At 66.5% G+C, this 19,726-nt stretch carries 15 protein-coding genes; 6 read left to right on the top strand and 9 right to left on the bottom strand.

Annotated elements, in window-relative coordinates; genetic code table 11:
• Nucleotides 1-50 precede the first annotated feature (50 nt).
• Entirely contained in the window at nucleotides 51-902 is an 852-nt protein-coding gene (locus ERC79_RS11280) for a CoA transferase (RefSeq protein ID WP_131578198.1), read from the bottom strand.
• 94 nt (nucleotides 903-996) lie between these two features.
• Between ERC79_RS11280 and ERC79_RS11275 the strand changes: the two genes are divergently transcribed.
• Both ERC79_RS11275 and ERC79_RS11265 read left to right on the top strand, forming a co-directional pair.
• Entirely contained in the window at nucleotides 997-1,629 is a 633-nt protein-coding gene (locus tag ERC79_RS11275; RefSeq protein WP_131578196.1) for a TetR/AcrR family transcriptional regulator, read from the top strand.
• 805 nt (nucleotides 1,630-2,434) lie between these two features.
• Nucleotides 2,435-4,030: a hypothetical protein gene (locus ERC79_RS11265; protein WP_242676527.1), complete on the top strand. Its 1,596-nt coding sequence runs from the start codon at nucleotides 2,435-2,437 to the stop codon at nucleotides 4,028-4,030.
• Between the two features lie 465 nt (nucleotides 4,031-4,495).
• Here the strand turns inward: ERC79_RS11265 and ERC79_RS11260 are convergent, their stop codons facing one another.
• Together ERC79_RS11260 and ERC79_RS11255 are read right to left on the bottom strand one after the other, a co-directional pair.
• The gene (locus ERC79_RS11260; RefSeq protein ID WP_131578192.1) at nucleotides 4,496-5,881 is read right to left on the bottom strand and encodes a glutamate decarboxylase; all 1,386 of its coding nucleotides are present in this window, start codon (nucleotides 5,879-5,881) and stop codon (nucleotides 4,496-4,498) included.
• Nucleotides 5,882-5,988: 107 nt separating this feature from the next.
• Nucleotides 5,989-6,975: a bile acid:sodium symporter family protein gene (locus ERC79_RS11255; protein ID WP_131578189.1), complete on the bottom strand. Its 987-nt coding sequence runs from the start codon at nucleotides 6,973-6,975 to the stop codon at nucleotides 5,989-5,991.
• An 84-nt stretch (nucleotides 6,976-7,059) separates the two neighbouring features.
• Here ERC79_RS11255 and ERC79_RS11250 point away from each other — a divergent pair, with 84 nt between their 5' ends.
• Complete coding sequence (locus tag ERC79_RS11250) at nucleotides 7,060-7,902, top strand: LysR substrate-binding domain-containing protein (RefSeq protein ID WP_131578187.1); 843 nt, start codon at nucleotides 7,060-7,062, stop codon at nucleotides 7,900-7,902.
• Between the two features lie 51 nt (nucleotides 7,903-7,953).
• Here ERC79_RS11250 and ERC79_RS11245 read toward each other — a convergent pair whose 3' ends face one another.
• Nucleotides 7,954-8,907 carry a DUF1648 domain-containing protein gene (locus tag ERC79_RS11245; RefSeq protein WP_131581021.1) on the bottom strand — a complete coding sequence of 318 codons (954 nt, stop codon included), beginning with the start codon at nucleotides 8,905-8,907 and terminating at the stop codon, nucleotides 7,954-7,956.
• Nucleotides 8,908-8,969: 62 nt separating this feature from the next.
• Entirely contained in the window at nucleotides 8,970-9,365 is a 396-nt protein-coding gene (locus ERC79_RS11240) for an SdpI family protein (protein WP_131578185.1), read from the bottom strand.
• Nucleotides 9,366-9,488: 123 nt separating this feature from the next.
• Between ERC79_RS11240 and leuS the strand changes: the two genes are divergently transcribed.
• On the top strand, nucleotides 9,489-12,359 hold the full coding sequence (leuS, locus tag ERC79_RS11235) for a leucine--tRNA ligase (protein WP_131578183.1): 2,871 nt from the start codon (nucleotides 9,489-9,491) through the stop codon (nucleotides 12,357-12,359).
• 69 nt (nucleotides 12,360-12,428) lie between these two features.
• Here the strand turns inward: leuS and ERC79_RS11230 are convergent, their stop codons facing one another.
• The 3 genes from ERC79_RS11230 to ERC79_RS11220 all read right to left on the bottom strand — a co-directional run bounded on the left by ERC79_RS11230 (nucleotide 12,429) and on the right by ERC79_RS11220 (nucleotide 15,199).
• Nucleotides 12,429-13,940, bottom strand: coding sequence for a lipase family protein (locus tag ERC79_RS11230; protein ID WP_131578180.1), 1,512 nt, complete (start codon nucleotides 13,938-13,940; stop codon nucleotides 12,429-12,431).
• A 190-nt stretch (nucleotides 13,941-14,130) separates the two neighbouring features.
• Nucleotides 14,131-14,814, bottom strand: coding sequence for an SDR family oxidoreductase (locus tag ERC79_RS11225; protein ID WP_131578178.1), 684 nt, complete (start codon nucleotides 14,812-14,814; stop codon nucleotides 14,131-14,133).
• Nucleotides 14,815-14,836: 22 nt separating this feature from the next.
• Complete coding sequence (locus tag ERC79_RS11220) at nucleotides 14,837-15,199, bottom strand: hypothetical protein (RefSeq protein WP_242676526.1); 363 nt, start codon at nucleotides 15,197-15,199, stop codon at nucleotides 14,837-14,839.
• A gap of 173 nt (nucleotides 15,200-15,372) precedes the next feature.
• Between ERC79_RS11220 and ERC79_RS11215 the strand changes: the two genes are divergently transcribed.
• Together ERC79_RS11215 and ERC79_RS11210 are read left to right on the top strand one after the other, a co-directional pair.
• Complete coding sequence (locus ERC79_RS11215; RefSeq protein ID WP_131578176.1) at nucleotides 15,373-16,710, top strand: glycogen debranching protein; 1,338 nt, start codon at nucleotides 15,373-15,375, stop codon at nucleotides 16,708-16,710.
• Between the two features lie 74 nt (nucleotides 16,711-16,784).
• On the top strand, nucleotides 16,785-17,519 hold the full coding sequence (locus tag ERC79_RS11210) for a glycoside hydrolase family 25 protein (RefSeq protein WP_131578174.1): 735 nt from the start codon (nucleotides 16,785-16,787) through the stop codon (nucleotides 17,517-17,519).
• Between the two features lie 17 nt (nucleotides 17,520-17,536).
• On the opposite strand, the gene ERC79_RS11205 is transcribed toward ERC79_RS11210, so the two are convergent.
• Nucleotides 17,537-19,633, bottom strand: a complete 2,097-nt coding sequence (locus tag ERC79_RS11205; RefSeq protein ID WP_131578172.1) for a PhoX family phosphatase — start codon at nucleotides 19,631-19,633, stop codon at nucleotides 17,537-17,539.
• Between the last annotated feature and the right edge of the window lie 93 nt (nucleotides 19,634-19,726).

Raw genomic sequence — 19,726 nt, 5'->3', positions numbered from 1 at the left:
CCCTCATGGCTGCCCGCGGATCGGATCGCGACGGGGATGTTGCGCCTCTGTCAATTCGTCTCTGCTCGAGGAGATTCACGGATTCCGGCCAGAGGAATGTCCATGCGTTGGGCGATTTCCTCCCACTCGTTCGTCGTACGTGTGGCCAGGACGTTCGCGATCTCCTCGTGGGTACCGTTCACCCCCAACGCCGCACGAGTCCGGGTCCAGAAATGCGGCTCTATGGCCGCCAGGGCAACGTGACCGTCGGCCGTGGCGTAGATGCCGTACGCCGGGTTGGCACCGCTGAGTGGAGCGTCTGCGCCCATCAACCCGTACCGGACTGCGGCACCCGCGTGCTCGGCTGCGTCCTCGAGCACGACCCGATGATGGCTTCCCGTAGCGGAATTCGTGGACGTCATCAGTCCGAGCAACGCAGCAGAGACGGCTCTCTCGGCTCCGAGGAAGTCGACGATCGGCACAGTCGGCATGGTCGGTGGCACGAGTGTTCCGTGAGCAGCCTGATACGTCAGGTCGTGGCCGGGCAGTTCTGCCTGTGGCCCGTCGTGTCCGACGATTTCCACGTGCGACAGGTGCGGATGTGTCTTCGCGAGTTCGGCAAGCCCGAGATTGCGCAGCGCCGATGGGCGCATCGAGGTGACCAGCAGGTGGGCGTCGGCAAGCTCGGCGTCGAACTGTGCCCGGTCGGCCGGGTCCTTGAGGTCGAGTGCCACGATCCGCTGACCCTTCGCGAGCTCGTCGTACCACTGCGGTGTCGCGAACCGCAGTGGATCTCCGGCCGGCGGCTCGACCTTCACCACCGAGGCGCCCAAAGCGCACAGCCGTGCCACGGCGAGTGGACCGGGCAGGTTGATGGCGAGCGTGACGACACGCACGCCCGCGAGAGGTTCGGACTGTGACATGGATAACTCCCTCCGTCGCTATACAAATGTACCGCCAACTATGCATATGTAAAGGGCTGCGAGCGACTTGTATGATTTCCGCTGATAGGAGGGGATGTCCATGGACGATCTACGCGTGAGTGACGAGGATCTGACCGCGAAGGCGCGGATCCGGAACGCGGCACTCGAGCTGTTTGCGGAGCAGGGGGCAGATCGGGTCTCCATGCGTGCCGTCGCGGCGGCGGCAGGTGTCACCGTCGGGCTCGTGCAGCATCACTTCAAGACAAAGGAGGGCCTGCGGAACGCGGTCGACCAACTCATCGTCGACTACCACGCGCAGGCAATCGCGCAGGCTCCGGACGAAGGGAGCCCGGCGCACATCGCGGCCGCCCGCGACCGGTCCGTACGACACATGTTCGAGACCCATCCGGCGGTGGTGAATTACGTACGACGAGCGATGCTGGATCCGGCGAGTGACAACGGTCGACTTTTCGCCCGGCTCACCGATCTCAGCCGCAGCGAGATCGTCAAAGCGCGGGAGTCCGGTCTCGCTTCCACGCACCGGCCGGAGTCCACGCAGGTCATCGAGATCATGGTGCGACAGCTCGGACAACTCTTCCTGCAGCCCATGGTCGACGTGATCTGGGATCGGCTGTCCGGCCCGAATGCACCCGCCGACGACAAACCCGAACTCACGGTGTCGATTCGACGTCCCGACCGGGTGGCGCCGGGACGCTCCGACGACTGATAGAACGACGAGAGGACCGCCTGCAGCAGGTAATTGGGCGGACCCACAGCAAGTGCCGGGAGTGCCCGAGGGTGGCGTGGACGGTGCGGGAACTGCCATATATGGGACACTCGTCGCTCTGAGGCTTGCTCGTTCCACTTACCGTCGGGTCCCGCTCGCGTACACCCCGGATGATCCGGACGCCGGCCTACGGAAATGGCTGCGAACGTATGCGAAGGACAATCCGTGCCACGGGTTCCGGCGGGCCTGGTAAGCACTTCGTGCAGGGCGGTACCCCCACCCGGGAGTCGCTGTTGAACATCGTCGAGTGGTCATCACCGCGAGCGGCTCGCCCGTGAGCTGGAAGACTGTTTCGCGGCGGCGGGTGGTCCTCAGGTGGTGCTGCGGATGGACAACGGACCTGAGTTCATTTCCCAAGCACTGCAATCGTTCTGCTCCGGACGGGTGGGGTTGTCGTACATCCCTCCGGGCAGACCGTGGAACGACGGCCACACCGAGTCATTCGACAATCGTCTGTGACGGGAGTGCCTGAACCGCAACCACTGGACGAACCTGCTCGACGTGTCGTCATCGGTGACTTCAAGCGCGAGCACAACACGCCGCACCGTCACTCGGGCCTGGGTTACCTGACCCCGGTCGAGTACGCTGCCCGATGCAGTCACCGGCACTTCTCGGTGGCCTGCTCAGCCCGCCGCCAATTTCTCCAATTCGTAAGTCTCTGGACATTCCCAGGTAATTCAATGATGACAGACAAGGAGGAATAGTGCACAGGCGCTTCTTATCGGCATTTGTTGCATCTATTTTCTTGGCATTCCCGATGACCGCGGGGGCGGCCCCGCTGACGGGTTCGCTGGGCAGCGGATCCTTCGATTCGGGTTCCCTGAGCGGTTCCTTGGGCTCATCCGGGTTCTGGGGCTCACTTGCCCCCGATGAGAACCAGACATACGAGGAGTTGGATCCGACCTCGGGGACGCTCATCGCGACCAACGGGTTCCAGGTCGGCCGCGACGGATTCAAGTTCGAGAACTGGAGCGATCCCACCCCGGAGCACCCCCGGGGGCTGACGCCGCAGTCCATGCAGACGCTGTACGGAGACGAGATCTGCGCGCGCGTCGTCAACGGGGAATGCGCCCTCACCGCGACCGGTCAGGCGCTGCAGGCCGATCTCGATGATTTCCTGTCCGGCGGCCATTGCTACGGCTTCGCCACGGCGTCGGGGCTGTTCGCCACCGGTGTCGTCGTCAAGGGTGACTATCTGGGGCCCGGCACCACCGTCTTCGAGAATGACCCGACGGACCGGCTCGACGGGCTGATCTCGAGGTACGCCGTCACGCAGTTCTCCTCTCCGACTACCGATGGCACGACGAAGAACTCGGTGTCGGAGACGCTCGGCAAACTTCGGGCGGCGTGGGCCCGGGGCGATGACTACGTGCTGGGGGTCTATGGAGAGCCCGGAGGGCATGCGCTCACGCCGATCGCGCTGCGCGATCTCGGCAAGGGCAAGACGGGGATCGTGGTCTACGACAACAATTTCCCCGGGGTCGAGAAAATGGTGGTCACGGACCCCGGTGCCAATACGTGGTACTACACTGCCATGCTGAACCCGAGCACGCCCGCGTACCTGTTCGTCGGTTCGCCGGAGAATCGGATGGACCTGGCCGAGTTGAAGCCGTCGACGCAGGTTCAGGAATGCCCCACCTGTGTCGACGGTGATGCGTCGGTCCTGGTGCTGGTCAAGGACAACTCCACGAACGCGGATGGCACGGTGGTCGACTCGGACTTCGAGGTCCAGCGGCCGGGCGGCGGCGATGTCCCCGGCCTCGAGGTCCGGCCGCTCCTCAACAACACGAGGGCTGCGCTGTTGAGCGTTCCCGCGGCCACGGCATTCGAGATCAATTTGGTGGGCGCGACCGCCGGCGCGACCGCCGACTTCGACATCTCGCTCTACGGGGAGGGCTGGTTCAACGAGATGGACAGCATCGCGTTGCGGCCCGGCGACTCGGCCACGGTGAGCGTCGATCAGAGCCAGCGCAAGCTCAGCCTGACCGGGTCCACCGTGCTCGAGCCGGAGACGTTGTTCGCGGCGGAGCAGGCGGACTGGTCGGTGTCGACGAAGTCGCGGGGCTTGCGGCTGCAGCCGGGCAGCACTCTGTCGGTCGAGCGCGACGCGAACGGTGACCTCGTCTACGGCCTTGTCGGCGGCGCCGAGTCCGGCTCGTTGCTGATGGGCGTCAAGCGGACGGACGCCGTCGGGGATCGGGTGGTCAAGACCAACGGCCCGGTGGCACTGCCCGCGGGGGCGGAGGCTTCGGTGCCCGTCAACGTCTGGGACGGGGTCTCGCCGTTGGCGGTTCGAGTCCTGGGCGTGGGCGTGGACGTGCTCTACCCGATGAATTCGTAAAGCCACATGCAGAGGCCGCGCCCACCTGCCAGGTGGGCGCGGCCTCCGCATCTCTGGTGAGGGCGCGCGCTCAGCTACACCTGGCCCCCGTCGAGTCAGCTGACCGATGCAGCCACGAGCACCACCCGGTGGCCCGTGCGATCGACTGAGATCGGTGCCAGTCACAACCTGGCTCCAGAACCGGATGGACCGATTATCGGGGACCTGCCACTGTCACCTCGCACTCCTGTCCGGACGGTCCAAAAGCATCGAAAACCGTTACGAAGGTCAGCGCGAATGATTGCCGCCCCGTTGGGCCGAACATTGCACCAGGGCCTGACAGATCGCAGATAGACCTCTCATACGGTTGGACAGATTCGACAACAACGTCGGCCGGACCTTCGATCGATCGGGCTGTGCCCTCCTGACAGCAGCGGCATGGTCGACGAGATTGACGATGCCCGCCGGCGTGCAGGAGCTGCGTGTCTAGTGTGCGAAGTGCTGGGCCTGAGAGCTGATTGCGACATCGTCCCGGCGCAGGTAGTTGCACACCTCGAGGATGTCGTCGAACAGCAGGCGGGCGAGGTCTGCGCTGAAACCCTCCCGGACCACGATCCGCAGCACCGCGACGGCGCTGGCGCTGTCGGGCATCGTGTAGGCCGGCACCTGCCAGCCCCGGGCCCGCAGCTCGTGCGATACGTCGAAGACCGTGAATCCGGGCTGGCCGACGAGTTCGAACGCGAGCACCGGGATGGCCGAGCCATCACTGATCACCCGGAAGTCACCTTCCTCGGTGAGCCTGCCGCTCAACCACATTGCGGTGCTACGCAGCGACTTCATGATGTTGCGGTAGCCGGCGTGCCCGAGGCGCAGGAAGTTGTAGTACTGGCCCACGATCTGGTTGCCGGGCCGCGAGAAGTTGAGGGTGAAGGTGGGCATGTCGCCGCCGAGGTAGTTGACCCGGAACACCAGTTCCTCGGGTAGTTGCTCACTGTCGCGCCAGACCACGAACCCGATACCGGGGTAGGTCAGGCCGTATTTGTGGCCGCTCACATTGATCGACACCACACGTGGAATGCGGAAGTCCCACAAGAGATCCGGGTCGAGAAACGGCACCACGAAGCCGCCGCTGGCGGCGTCCACGTGCAGCGGGACGTCGGGGCCGCCGCTGGCCGCGATCCGGTCCAGAGCCTCCGCGATCTCCTCGACCGGTTCGAGCTCACCGGTGTAGGTGGTGCCGAGGATCGCAACGACGCCAATGGTGTTCTCGTCCACCGCCGCCGCTACCTGTTCGGGCGTGATCACGTAACGGCCCGGCTCCATCGGCAGGTACACCGGTTCCACATCGAAGTAGCGGCAGAACTTCTCCCACACCACCTGAACGTTGCTTCCCATGACCAGTCTCGGCTTGGTCGCGTCGAAACCCGCGCGCTCGCGGGCCTTGCGCCAGCGCCATTTGAGCGCGAGCCCGGCGAGCATCACCGCCTCGCTCGAGCCGATCGTCGAGACGCCGGTCGCCGACGCCGGGTCGGTGTCGGAGAGCCCGGGTGCGTTGAACAACGCCGCGACCATGTTCACGCAGCGCTGTTCGATCGCGGAGGTGGCGGGGTACTCGTCCTTGTCGATGAGGTTCTTGTCGAACGTTTCCGCCATCAGCGTGCCCGCCTCGGGATCCATCCACGTCGTCACGAACGTCGCGAGATTCAGCCGCGAACTGCCGTCGAGCATGAGCTCGTCGTGGATGAACCGATAGGCGGCTTGCGGATCCATCTCATGACTGGGCAGGCGCAGCGCGGGAATGGGGTTGGTGGCCAGGCGTCCGGTGTAGGCGGGAGAGATCACATCGCGGGAATGATGGTGGTGCTTGCTCACGTTCGCCTCCGTAGCTTTCGATCGCACGCACTCGGCCGGATCGGCGAGCGGATCGTCACCATTGAACCGGAAGGCGAGCCGCTTCGCGTGCGAAGCGAGAGGTTCGGTCAGCTCGTGACGGATTCCGGGTCAATACGTTTCGCGTACCGCTGCGCGAGTGCCGCACACACGATGAGCTGGATCTGATGGAAGATCATCAGCGGGAGCACGATCAGGCCCACCGGCTGGCCGGCGAACAGGACCGATGCCATCGGTAGCCCGGTGGCGAGGCTCTTCTTGGAACCGCAGAAGATGATGACGATCTGGTCCGGCAGCGAGAATCCGAGCCGCTTTCCTGCGAACGCGGTGATACCGAGGACGGCTGCGAGGATGCCGCAGCACACCGCGACCACCACGGCGATCTCGACAACGGTGACGGTGCTCCAGATGTGCTCGTTCATGGATTCGCTGAACGCGGAGAAGACCACCAGCAGGATCGAGCTGCGGTCGACGAGCTTGGTCGGCTCGGCGTACTTCGTCAGCCAGTCGATCACCAGCGGCCGGATCAGTTGACCGATCATGAACGGCAGCAGCAGTTGCAGCACGATGTTGATCACCGACGAGAAGTTGACCGTGGCCTCGCCGGGGGTGTTCATCAGCAGGATTACCAGCAGTGGGGTGACGAACACGCCGAGCAGGTTGGACAGCGATGCGCTGACGATGGCGCCGGCGACGTTGCCCCTCGCGATCGAGGTGAACGCGATCGACGACTGCACCGTCGAGGGGACCAGGCACAGGTACAGGATGCCGGTGTAAATCTCGTCGGTGATGACGGTGGGCACCAGGATCCGTAGAGCCAGGCCGATGAGTGGGAACAGCACGAACGTTGCCGCGAACACGATGGAGTGCAGCCTCCAGTGCTTGAGCCCCTGGAACGCTTCCGCGGGGGACAGCCGGGCGCCGAACAGCAGGAACAGCACGCCGATCGCGATTTTGGTCGTCCAGTCGAGGACCGTCTGGGCAGTTCCGGAGGCGGGGAAAAGGCTCCCCAGGATCGCCACGGTGATGATCGACAGGATGAATCCGTCGATGTAGAACCTGCTCAGAAACTTCACCGGTTAACGGTATATCGCCTGACTTTGATCACGAAAGTCGTTCGACGCGTTAACTGTGATCACGTTTCGTGATATTCAGAGAGCATGTTCGATCCGGTATTGCTCAAGACGTTCCTCGCGGTCGAGCAGGAAGGCGGGTTCACTGCGGCCGCCCGTCGGCTAGGTCTGCGCCAGTCGACGGTGAGCGGGCACATCGCCCGGCTCGAGCGTGCAGCCGGGCGCGAGCTACTCAGCCGCGACACTCACACGGTGGAACTGACCGCCGACGGCACCGCGATGGTCGGGTTCGCCCGATCGATCCTCGACGCGCAGGAACAGGCCAGTCGCTACTTCGCCGGGTCGACGCTGACCGGGCGGCTGCGATTCGGGGCCGCGGAGGACCTCATCGCCAAGGGGCTGCCGCAGATCCTGCGGGAGTTCCGGCGCAGCCACCCCCTGGTGGACCTGCAGCTGACGGTGGGGCTGAGCCGGACGGTGCATGCGCAGCTGCGGGCCGGTGACCTGGACCTCGCCTTCGTGATGCGTCGGGCCGGGGAGACGCACGGCGACCTGGTCTGGCGGGACCGGCTGGTGTGGGGTGGGACGGCCGAGTCGGAGTGGGATCCCGCGTTGCCGGTGCCCTTGGTGGCCTATCCCCCGCCCAGCATCACCAGGGTGTGTGCGCTGGGGGCACTCGAGAGGGCCCGTCTACCCAGCCGCATCACATGCCTGGTGAACAGCCGGGCGGGACTGCGGGCGGCGGTCGTCGCGGGCCTCGGTGTCATAGTGCACGCCAACGCGCTGTTGCCGTCCGAGCTGCGACCGGTCGGCGAGCGGCTGGGCCTGCCGGACCCTGGTTACGTCGAGTTCGTGCTGCTCACCAGGGCCAGTACGCCCAACAAACCCGAGGCGGCATTGATGGAGGCCATCCGGGCGTCTGCGTTCTGAGATCCGGGCACCTCGAAGTGGGCGCGCCGTGACTGTTCGAGCGTGGACTGTTCAGGCGTGCCGGAGCCGAGCGTCGGCGAGGGTATTGAGGGTGCCGGCCATCTCCTCGGCCCGCGGGCTGGTGACGGTCAGACGCTGGCCGCACGCCGTCGTCAGGACCAGCGCCGGTCCCGTCCGGGTGACGACGCCGTAGTTGCCGCGGCTCTTCGTTCGCAGTCCCCAGCCGCCGAAATCGTCGAAGGGGCGCACGACTTCCACGCGGGCGCCGACGACCTCCTCGACGCCGTAGTCGAGCACCGTCATTCCCATGTTCTGGACCCGGATCCCGGCGTCGTCCACGACGACCCGGAACCGCAGGAGCGCCAGGAGCAGCGCGGCGGTGGGCAGGAATACCGCCAGCGGCCACCACTTGTCTGCCCACAGACACACGCCCACTGCCGGCGCCGCGACGATCAGCGCCAGGACTGCCGTTCCGCCCGCGCTCACCCCCACCTGGTCGACGATCGGTGCCTCGACGGGGCACCGGGGCAGATCGGCAGGGGGCGGTTCGCTGGCGGCGGTACGGATCCGGAAGTCCTGCAGCGACGCGGCCCCGAGCATGCCGACGATCGCGCCCAGCACAACGCCGAGGGCCAGGGATTCCATCGGTAGTCGTACATCCGCTACCGACTCCAGGTCGAGCTGGCTGATCAGCATCGTCACCTGCAGTGCCGACATCAGTCCCACGACCGTGAGCCCGACCACGAGCATCACCCGGCGCATCATCAGCTGGGCCTGAGCGAGGGATGCGATCGCGCAGCTGCCGCCGCCGACGAGGACCGTGACGAGCGCAAACGCCGACGCGCTGGCAGAAGGGGTGGTTAAGCCGTCCGGGGAGTTACCGGACCAGTGAGTGGCTATCTCGGCGGGTAGCCGCGGCCCGAGCAGGTGCGTCAGCACTACACCGCCGATCGCGACGAGCCCGGGGACGATGATCCCGAAGAGGACACCGGCCGGGTCGATCATGCGCGGGGCGGGCTGTGGGAAAGCGCCCGGTATGGGTGAGGTCACACCGGGGATTCAACCAGTCAGGCCGGTTCGCACGCGCCCTTGAGGCTGCAGGCACCGCAGGACGTGCCGCAACCGCTCGTGTCGGGCACCGCGCCCGCAACCTTGGAGCCGAGCGTGCCTCCGGCCGCGACGGTGAACAGGGCGGCGACAACCACGACGATCGCCGCGATGACCCCGGCCACGGTGGGCAGGATCAGGGTGGCGACACCACCGATGGCCAGCACGCCGGCGCCGCCGAGCATGCTGGGGGCCGCGACCTTGTTGGCCAGCGCAAATGTCTCGTCGTCGCGTAGGGATTGAGGGGTGCGCACTCCGGCCCACCGGTTGCGCGGCAGGCGTCCAGCTACTGCAGCGATGCCCAGTCCAGCGAGGGCGACAGCGGCGACGAACAGCACGAGCGCAACGATGACCACGCCTCTACGATACGGACGGCTGGACTGGCAGGTGTTCCTGGGTGCAACTGGCTGTCGTCGGGGTTCGCCGACGCTTTACCCTGGTTGACGGAATTCCCGTCATCCAAGTAGATAGCGACCACAGTGACCGAGCCAGTGCAGAACGCCCCCGCCCCGGACGACTCGACGCCGCAGCACCGCTACACCGCGGAGCTTGCCGGGCGGATCGAGCAGCGCTGGCAGGACCTGTGGAGCGAGCGCGGGACGTTCAACGCCCCCAATCCGGTAGGTCCGCTGGCGCCTGCGCCGAGCGGAGCGACGGGCGCCGCGGCCGCAGTGCCCGCCGACAAGCTGTTCGTGCAGGACATGTTCCCTTATCCGTCGGGTGCAGGTCTGCACGTAGGCCACCCGCTCGGCTACATCGCCACCGACGTCTTCGCGCGCTATCACCGCATGCAGGGCCACAACGTCCTGCACACCCTCGGGTACGACGCGTTCGGTTTGCCGGCCGAGCAGTACGCGGTGCAGACGGGCACGCATCCGCGTACCACCACCGAGGCCAACATCGCGAACATGCAGCGTCAGCTGCGCCGCCTGGGTCTCGGCCACGATGAGCGGCGCTCCGTCGCGACGACGGACGTCGACTTCTACCACTGGACGCAGTGGATCTTCCTGCAGATCTACAACGCGTGGTACGACACGGCTCAGGGCAAGGCGCGCCGCATCTCCGAGCTCGAGGCGGAGTTCGCTTCGGGCGAGCGCACTCTCGAGGACGGCCGCGACTGGGCGTCGCTGGACGTTGTCGAACGCGCTACGGTACTGGACTCGTATCGCCTGGTGTACCACTCGGATTCGATGGTCAACTGGTGCCCCGGTCTGGGCACCGTGCTGGCCAACGAGGAGGTCACCTCGGATGGCCGCAGCGAGCGCGGCAACTTCCCGGTGTTCCGTAAGCACCTGCAGCAGTGGATGATGCGCATCACCGCGTACTCCGACCGCCTGGTCGACGACCTCGAGTACCTGGACTGGCCGGAGAAGGTCAAGTCCATGCAGCGCAACTGGATCGGGCGCTCGCACGGCGCTCAGGTGAAGTTCGATTCCAACGGCCACGACATCGAGGTGTTCACCACCCGCCCGGACACGCTGTTCGGCGCCACATACGTGACGCTGGCCCCCGAGCACGAGTTGGTCGACCAGTTGGTCGACGCGGAGTGGCCGGAGGGTGTCGACCCGCGCTGGACCGGTGGCGCGGCCACCCCGGCCGAGGCCGTGGCCGCGTACCGCAAGGCGATTGCCGCCAAGACCGACCTCGAGCGCCAGGAGAACAAGGAGAAGACCGGCGTCTTCCTCGGCTCCTACGCGGTCAACCCGGTGAACGGGAACAAGGTTCCGGTGTTCACCGCCGACTATGTGCTCACCGGGTACGGCACCGGCGCCATCATGGCGGTTCCGGGACACGACCACCGGGACTGGGAGTTCGCGACCGCGTTCGGCCTGGACATTGTCGAGGTCATCTCCGGTGGCGACGTCACCGAGGCCGCGTACACCGGTGACGGTCCGCTGGTGAACAGCGACTACCTCAACGGCCTGAACGTCGCAGACGCCAAGAAGGCCGTCATCGAGCGGCTCGAGGCGGAGGGCGTCGGCAAGGGCACCATCCAGTACAAGCTGCGCGACTGGCTGTTCGCGCGGCAGCGTTACTGGGGCGAGCCGTTCCCGATCGTGTACGGCGCCGACGGCGTCGCGCATCCGCTGCCCGAATCTGCTCTGCCGGTGGAACTTCCGGAGGTGGAGGACTACGCTCCGGTGTCCTTCGATCCGAACGACGCCAGCTCCGAACCCTCTCCCCCGCTCGCGAAGGCGTCCGACTGGGTCAACGTCGAGCTGGATCTCGGTGACGGGTTGCAGGTCTACCGCCGCGACACCAACGTGATGCCGCAGTGGGCCGGCAGCTCGTGGTACCAGCTGCGCTACATCGATCCCACCAACACCGAGCAGTTCGTTGCTCCCGAGAACGAGGCCTACTGGACCGGTCCGCGTCCGGACATCCACGGTCCGAACGATCCCGGCGGCGTCGACCTGTACGTCGGCGGTGTCGAGCACGCGGTGCTGCACCTGCTGTACTCGCGCTTCTGGCACAAGGTGCTGTTCGACCTGGGCTACGTCAGCTCCAGCGAGCCGTACCGCCGCCTGTACAACCAGGGCTATATCCAGGCGTATGCCTACACCGATGCGCGCGGTGTATACGTGCCCGCGGACGAGGTGACCGAGGAGGACGGCAAGTTCTTTTACCAGGGTGCCGAGGTCAAGCGCGAATACGGAAAGATGGGCAAGAGCCTCAAGAACTCCGTTGCGCCGGACCAGATCTGTGACGAGTACGGCGCCGATACCCTGCGCGTCTACGAGATGTCGATGGGTCCGCTGGACACGTCGCGGCCGTGGGCGACCAAGGACGTCATCGGTGCGCACCGCTTCCTGCAGCGGGCGTGGCGCGTCGTCGTCGACGAGGAGACCGGTGACCTGCGCGTCACCGATGCCGAGGCGTCGGAGGACACGTTGCGTGCCCTCAACAAGGCGATCGCGGGCGTCGGCGAGGACTACGCGGCGCTGCGCGACAACACCGCGGTGGCCAAGCTGATCGAGTACACCAACCACCTCACCAAGGAGTACCCGGCAGGTGCCCCGCGGGCTGCGGTGGAGCCGCTCGTGCTGATGATGGGCCCGGTGGCCCCGCACCTCGCCGAGGAGCTGTGGTCGCGGCTCGGACACACCGAGTCCCTGGCGCACGGTCCGTTCCCGACCGCCGACGAGAAGTGGCTGGCCCTGGACACCGTCGAGTACCCGATCCAGGTCAACGGCAAGGTCCGCAGCCGCATCAGCGTCGCCGCCGACGCCGCACGTGAGGACATCGAGAAGATCGCCCTCGCGGACGAGAAGATCGTGGCACTGATGAACGGCGAGGATCCCCGCAAGGTGATCGTCGTCCCCGGCAAGATGGTCAACATCGTCAAGTAGGCGCTACGCGCCTGTGCGCGTTTTCGGTGGCTGGAGCCACCCGAACCGCGCACAGGCGGCGCAGCCGCCTCAGCACTCGGACGGTGCGGGTTCCCCGCGAAGGCGGGCGTCGATCCAGTCGAACGCCCCGGAGTTCCCGAGGGCCTCGCCGAGCAGGTGCTCACCGGGCACCTGCCGGTACACGGCACGGACGCCGTATCCACACTGCTCCTCGAACAGGTTGCGAGCGCCCAGCGCGGGGATCCAGAACTCCTGCCCGCCGTTGTAGATGTACAGCGGCGTGCCGGATTTGCGGTCCGCCATCTTCATCTTCTGGTAAATATCTTGTGCAACAGGAGAGTTCAGGGCGCGAGGGACATTCGCCAGCGCCTCGGCCGGTATGCCGGGGATCCCGGCGAAAGCGAGTGTGCCCACACACTGATCCTTGACCGGAGAGACTGCCAGTTGCTGCCCGAGACTGTTGATCAGGGGAAGGATTTCAGGCCGCTCCCGTGAAATCCCGAATACTGCCGCGAGGAAGAGTCCGCCGGCGAGGTTGCCGTTCATGGTGCGTCCGAGCATCTCGAAATCGGCAGGCACTCCGCCGAACGCCGCGCCCACGATGTCGTCGGCAAGTTCGGGAGCGTACGAATCGATCAGCTTGACCGCGCCGCTAGCGGCAATCGACCCGCCGGAGTAGCCCATCATCGCGAGCTTGCTGTTGCCGAATTCCGCCGGGTACAGGTTGCGCATGCCTCGGATGGTGTCGAGTATCGAGTGCCCGGCGACGAACGGTTCCGCATACGCCATCCGGGGGCCCTCGTGGTCCGGTATCAGTACGGCGTAGCCGCGTTCCTCGGCTTTGGCCGTGACGGGCCGGAGCAATTCGATGAAGTTCATCGACGGATTGACCCCGTTGGCAAGGGTGTAGGAGGGGGTGCAAGCGCGCCCGAGCCCATTGATCGGCACGTTGTTGACCAGCACCGGCCGGGCTCCGGGTCCGGCCCAAGGCGTTGCGGGGACCACGAGCGTCGCGGTCGCAAACGACGGTGCGCCGGTCGCATCGGTGCTCTTCACTTTGAACTGCCGTACCTCGCGCACCGGCCCGCGCAAGAACTGCTGGGCGACCGGTGTCACGTAGCGGGTCTCGATGACTTGGCCGTTGGCCATCCCCGGCAGGCCGGGTGGATACTCGTCGAAGAAGGGTTCGCCCAGCGGCGACGGCAGCATCTGTGCGCGCAGGGTCTCGAGGGGCGGTGGAGCCAGGTCCGGTTCCGGAACTACCGAGCCGACGACGCCCGGCATCCACGAACCGAATGCCGACCTGGCGTACGAGGCAGTCCCCCAAGAGCCGGTGATCGGCGTCGTTCCGTTCGAGGCGGTTCCGTCCGAGCCCGTACCGTCGGTCAACGATCCGGGGCCGATGAACCCTTGTCCAGCAGCGCTACCGGTGGACCCCACCCCGCCGATGCTGGTGTTCGGCAGACTGCTGCCGCTCGACTGTGCGACAGCTGTGCCTGCGGCACCGCCTCCGGCCAGGACGGTCGCCGTGACTGCGGCGACGAATGCCCGGCCCCAGAATCCCCCATGCTGGATTGGCATGCGCGGGACGCTAGCACCGCTGCGTCCCGCCTCGTGTCGCTTCGGTGGTTTGTCAGAAGTGTCCGAACGGCCGGGGCCGAGCGATGTGGGGCGCGAGCCGATTCGCTTTCGCGCTCAAAGTCGTTCCACAAGAATGGGTTCAGTGATCCGGGTCAGTTCCGAGGTCCGCGTTGCGGCGACGGTGCCGAAGCTAGTGCGGCATCGGACGCAGGACGATCTCGGTGGGGTGCCCGTCCCGCGGCGTCTCGACGGCGCACCGGACCGCACTCGCCACGGTCGTCGGGCTGAGGAATTTGCCGGCGTCGTACTCGCCGCCCTCGGCCGCGACGATCGCCCGCTGCATGTCGGTGTCGATCCGTCCGGGGTGGATCGACGTCACCCGCAGCGTGGGTTCTTCGAGCCGCAGCGCATCCCCGAAGGCTCGCAGGGCGAACTTGCTGGCCGCGTACGCTCCCCAGCCGGCATTGGCGCGCAGTCCCGCTCCGGAATTGATCAGAACGACATGCCCGTTCGCGGCGCGCAGCGCAGGAAGCAGCAGCCGGGTGAGCTCGGCTACCGCTATGACGTTGGCCTCCAACGTCTGCCGCCACACTTCGGCGGGTGTCTCCGCGACCGTGCCCAGTTCCGCGACGCCCGCGTTGTGCACCAGCACGTCGAGGAAATCGATATCGGCGACGGCGTCCGCCACCGCGACATGGTCGGTGAGGTCGACGGGCCACGGCGCCGCGCCCAGCTCTCCCGCGATCGGTTCGAGAGACTCGGCGCTGCGGCCCCCGAGGATCAGGTGGTGGGTGGGGGCGAGCTCGCGGGCGATCGCGGCGCCGAGACCGCGGCTGCCACCCGTGATCAGGGCTGTCGGGTTCGGGTAGGGCATGCTTCCGAGGGTAGACCGATGACTATCCGGCGGGCGTCGTGAGCGTCGGCTCGACGGGCGCCGCTGCGGGAAGTTGGGGTCCGCCGTTGGGTAGCGGAGGGGCCGGGTTGCCGAACGGCCCGTCGCCGAACGGTCCGCCGCCGAAGGGCTCCGGCGCGCCTGGTCCGCCGTTGGTCGGCGGCGCTGTCTCGTGTTGGGGTATGTAGCCGAACGAATTCGTCTGCTGCAACCCTGTGTCGGTGGTAGACGACGATGGCGCCTGCGAGGACGTCTGGAGCGTGGTCTCGGCCGTGGCGAGAACGCCGATTGCCCCCGCGCCCAGCACCGCCGCGCCGGCGAACGCTGCGACCACCCGGCCGTGTCTGTGCCGCCGAACTGATGTCATGTTGTCATTTGGGCTCATCGCATTTCTCCGAGCCATCGAGAACTTCGGGTACTCCTTCAGCATGGCACCATTGCGCATCTCGTGCAGATAGCGGACTTGGAGAACCGGTGGGCCGGCGGGTCGGTTGCTCGCCTGGACGCGCGCGATCGGCAGGAGAGTCGCAGAATGAAACGATGATCGACCCCGGATTCACGCCCACGCAGCTCGCCGCGCGTGCCGCTTACCTCCTGCGTGGCAATGACCTGGGTTCCATGACCACCGCCGCGCCCCGGCTGTACCCGCACATGTGGAGCTGGGATGCTGCGTTCGTGGCGGTGGGTCTGGCGCCGCTGTCCGTCGAACGTGCGGTGACCGAACTCGACACGCTGCTGTCGGCGCAGTGGAGCAACGGAATGATCCCGCACATCGTGTTCGCCAACGGGGTAGACGGCTACTTCCCCGGTCCGGCGCGGTGGGCATGCCGGCAGCTGGCGGCACACGCACCGGCCGGTGTCGACACCTCGGGCATCACCCAGCCGCCGGTGCACGCGATCGCAGTGCAGCGGATCCTCGATCACGCCCGTCGGCACGGCCGCAGCACCCGAGCGGTCGCGGAGGAGTTCTTGGACCGGCGCTGGCCGGACCTGATGCGCTGGCACCGCTGGCTCGCCCACGCCCGGGATCGCGACCAGAACGGCCGGATCATGCTGTACCACGGCTGGGAGTCCGGTATGGACAATTCGCCACGCTGGGATGCGGCGTACGACAACGTGATTGCCGGTTCAGTGCCGCCGTATCGACGCGAGGACGTCACCGTGGTCACCGACGCCTCGCAGCGCCCGACCAACGGCGAGTACGACCGGTACCTGTGGCTGCTGGAGGAGATGAAGAGCGCCCGGTACGACGACGACGTACTGCCCGCGAAGATGAGCTTCGCGGTGGAGGACGTGTTCGTCAGCGCAATCTTTTCCATGGCATGCGATGTGCTCGCGGTGATCGGCGAGGAGCACTCCCGCCCCAATTCGGATGTGCGCGAGCTGTACTACTGGGCCGATCACTTCCGCAGGGGCGTCGTGGCAACGACGGACGAGCGGACCGGTGCGGCCCGGGACTTCGATCTGCGGTCCGGCCGGTGGATCAGCACCGAGACGCTGGCCACGTTCGCACCGTTGCTGTGCGGCGGGCTCGATCGGCAGGCCGAGCGCACGCTGCTGCACACGTTCGAGGGTCCGAGGTACTGCAGCCACCCGGATCTGAGGTACGCGCTGCCGCCGTCGACTTCCCCGGTATCGCGCGACTTCCGGTCGCGCGAGTACTGGCGAGGCCCGGTGTGGCCGGTGATGACGTGGCTGTTCTCGTGGGCATTCGCGCGGCGCGGCTGGGCGGAAAGGTCGCTGCTGCTGCGAGCGGAGGGGTTGCGTCAGGCCGCGGATGGCACTTTCGCCGAGTACTACGAGCCGTTCACGGGCGAACCGCTGGGCAGCATGCAACAGTCGTGGACCGCGGCCGCGGTGCTCGACTGGCTGGGCTGACCTCGGCCGCTGGCTGGGCTGACCTCGGCCGCGAAAGTCACGCGCGCGGAAGGCGAGTCATTTACGCTCGGCCGATGCCGAGGAAATCAGGTTGGTCACTTGCCCGCATCGCTCCGCTCCTGCTCGCCGGTGCCGTGACGCTCGCTGCCCCGGCGGCCGCCATCGCGAATCCGCAGGGACCCGACGTGTCGTCCTGGCAACATGGCAACGGCGCACCGATCGACTGGTTCCAGGTGCGGGGTGCGGGTCAGGAGTTCGCGATGGTCAAGGCCACCGAGGGCCTGTTCTACACCAACCCGTACTTTGCTCAGGACTCGATCTCGATGCGCATCGCCGGCGTGGCGCGCGGCGCGTATCACTACGCTGATCCCTCGACCTCCCCCGAGGCGCAGGCGGCCTTCTTTGCCGCTACGGCGCTCGCGGTCAACCAGATCGGCGGCATGCCTCCCGTTCTCGACCTCGAGAGCACCGGCGGGTTGGCCGCGCCGCAACTGATCGATTGGACGCACCGCTACCTCAACGCGGTTCAGGCGATCACCGGACGCACGCCGATCATCTACACGTACCCCAACTTCTGGCGGACCGCGATGGCGAACACCAACGAGTTCACCCGGTACCCGCTGTGGATCGCCGATTACAACGGCCGTAACGCGCCGGGGCCGCTGCCGGGTGGCTGGCAGAACTGGGCGTTCTGGCAGTACACCGACAGCGGCCGGCTTCCGGGCATCAACGGCAACGTCGATCTCAACGTCTACAGCGGCTCGTTGGGCGACATCAACGTGTACGCCCGCAACTTCTTCGGTAGCTGACCGCTGCGGGTCGAGTCTCAGGAGCCGATCCGACCCCCACCGGACTTCCACACGGCCACGACGGACGGCCGGGGCTGTGTGGTGCCGCCGTCGGGCCAGTGCGACGACGGGGCGTCGATGCTCGCGCCGTCGGTCTCACCGGGATGCTGCACGCACACCACGACACGCTTCTCGTCGATGATCGGGCCGCACGTCTCGGCACCGATCGGGACGGTCAGGAACTGCTTGGTCTCGCCGCGGCGGTCGCCGTCGAGTACCACCGAGAACAGGCCGTCGTTCGACTTCAATGCGTTGCCGTCAGTGGAGATCCACAGGTTGCCGTGCGGGTCGAAGGCGAGGTTGTCCGGGCACGAGATGGGGCTGACCTGCGACTTGTCGAAGCCACCGAAGTAGGTGTCAGCGGTGGCAGGGTCGCCGCACACCAGTAGCAGGTTCCATGTGAACGATGTGCCCGCGTGCTGGTCGTCGATCTCGAGGACCTGGCCGTTCTTGTTGTTGTTGCGCGGGTTCGCGGTGTCGGCGGGTGCCTTGGCCGGCTCTCCTCGCTTGGTGTTGTTGGTCAGCGCAACGTAGACCTTGCCCGTCTTCGGATTGGGCTCGAAGTCCTCGGGCCGGTCCATCTTGGTCGCACCCACCTTGTCTCCCGCGAGACGGGTGAAGACGGCGACCTCGTCGGCGCTCATGCCGTCGACGAGGGACTCGCCACGGCCGTCCTCGCCGGTGCGCAGCAGCGGAATCCACTGACCGGTACCTGCGAACACTCCGGATGGCGGCAGCGTGCCGGAGCCGTCGATTGCCTCGGGGGCGTCGCCGGTGAGCTTCGCGACGTACAGTGTTCCCGCGTCGAGCAGGGTCATGTTGTGCCGCATCGCGGCCCGGCTGTTGCCCGGCTGGATCTTGCGCGACGAGACGAACTTGTACATGTAGTCGAAGCGCTCGTCGTCGCCGCTGTACGCAACGACGGTACCGTCCGCGGTGACGTGGATGGTTGCACCCTCATGCTTGAAGCGGCCCATCGCGGTGTGCTTGACCGGCGTCGACGACGCGTCCCACGGGTCGACCTCGACGACCCAGCCGAACCGGTTGACCTCGTTGGGTTCGGCGACCACGTCGAAGCGGGAGTCGAAACGCTCCCACTTACGCTCGGACTCGTCGCCCGCGATCCCATAGCGCGCGAGCCGGGCCGCGGTCGTCGGATCGGTGACCCAGGCTGCTGCGGCAAAGTACTGGTTGAAGTTTTCCTCTCCGGAAAGCACTGTGCCCCAGGGGGTCAGTCCACCGGCGCAATTGTTGAGCGTGCCCTTGACGAGCCGGCCGGTGGGATCGGCGGACGTGACCAGAAGTGGGCTACCCGCGGCGGGGCCGGTGACAGCGAACTCGGTGAGCGCCGTGATGCGGCGGTTGTATCGTCCGAATTTCGGTGTGAGACGGCCCGATCCGGGCTCTCCTTGCACCTCGACGACGGAAAGTCCGTGATTGGCCCAACCGATGCGCACCTGCTCGGCGGTGGGGTTTGCCTTGTTGTAGCCGCGGAACATGAAAGGCTCGGTGGAGTATTCGTGGTTGACCACCAGCAGGTAGCTGTTCGGCTGGCCCTCGATCGGTAGCAGACCGGCGAAGTCGTTGTTGAAGCCGAACTGCTTTTCGGCGGCGGCCGCAGTCTGGTTGTCGAAGTCGAAGGCCGGCGCGTCCGCGAACAGCGGGTCACCCCAACGGATTACCACTTCCTGCTCGTAGCCGGCGGGTACCACGACGGCGTCCTGCTTGTTGGGGGCGACCGGGGCGAAATTCGTGCCGGGCATGACCGAACCGCTCGCAGAACCCGTTCCGAGAGAACCTGTTCCGAGGGAACCGAAGTCCAGCGAACCGGGTGCTGCGGCTGCACTGTCAGCGAAGACGGTGCCGGCCCCGACGGCGAGGACGGCGGCCGCGCCGCCGCGCAGGACGCCACGGCGGCTGACGGCGCCGCGGACGATGTCGCCGAAGTACTCACCGGTCGAATCGTTGGGAACGTCGTGTGCGCAGGCGTTTCCGCACTTGTACTGGCAGGTGATCGAGGCGCGCGAGGACATGCCGTCGTGCTTGACGAACAGCGCGAGTGGTTTGAGGCTCACCGTGGACTCCCGAGATCGTTGCGGACACGCCGACAGGCGTCGGCATCGCACGCACTGTAGAAGCTGGGAACGAGGCGCCGGCGACGTCTTGAT

Origin of the sequence: Rhodococcus sp. ABRD24 (genome assembly GCF_004328705.1) — a bacterium.
Classification (GTDB): domain Bacteria; phylum Actinomycetota; class Actinomycetes; order Mycobacteriales; family Mycobacteriaceae; genus Prescottella.
This window is presented reverse-complemented; position numbering and strand designations above follow the sequence as displayed.

Coding starts and splice junctions, on each gene's coding strand:
- ERC79_RS11245 (WP_131581021.1), bottom strand. CDS start 8,907: ATGATCGACCCGGCCGGTGTCCTCTTCGGGATCATCGTCCCCGGGCTC.
- ERC79_RS11215 (WP_131578176.1), top strand. CDS start 15,373: ATGATCGACCCCGGATTCACGCCCACGCAGCTCGCCGCGCGTGCCGCT.
- ERC79_RS11210 (WP_131578174.1), top strand. CDS start 16,785: ATGCCGAGGAAATCAGGTTGGTCACTTGCCCGCATCGCTCCGCTCCTG.
- ERC79_RS11220 (WP_242676526.1), bottom strand. CDS start 15,199: ATGACATCAGTTCGGCGGCACAGACACGGCCGGGTGGTCGCAGCGTTC.
- ERC79_RS11230 (WP_131578180.1), bottom strand. CDS start 13,940: ATGCCAATCCAGCATGGGGGATTCTGGGGCCGGGCATTCGTCGCCGCA.
- ERC79_RS11225 (WP_131578178.1), bottom strand. CDS start 14,814: ATGCCCTACCCGAACCCGACAGCCCTGATCACGGGTGGCAGCCGCGGT.
- ERC79_RS11250 (WP_131578187.1), top strand. CDS start 7,060: ATGTTCGATCCGGTATTGCTCAAGACGTTCCTCGCGGTCGAGCAGGAA.
- ERC79_RS11280 (WP_131578198.1), bottom strand. CDS start 902: ATGTCACAGTCCGAACCTCTCGCGGGCGTGCGTGTCGTCACGCTCGCC.
- ERC79_RS11275 (WP_131578196.1), top strand. CDS start 997: ATGTCCATGGACGATCTACGCGTGAGTGACGAGGATCTGACCGCGAAG.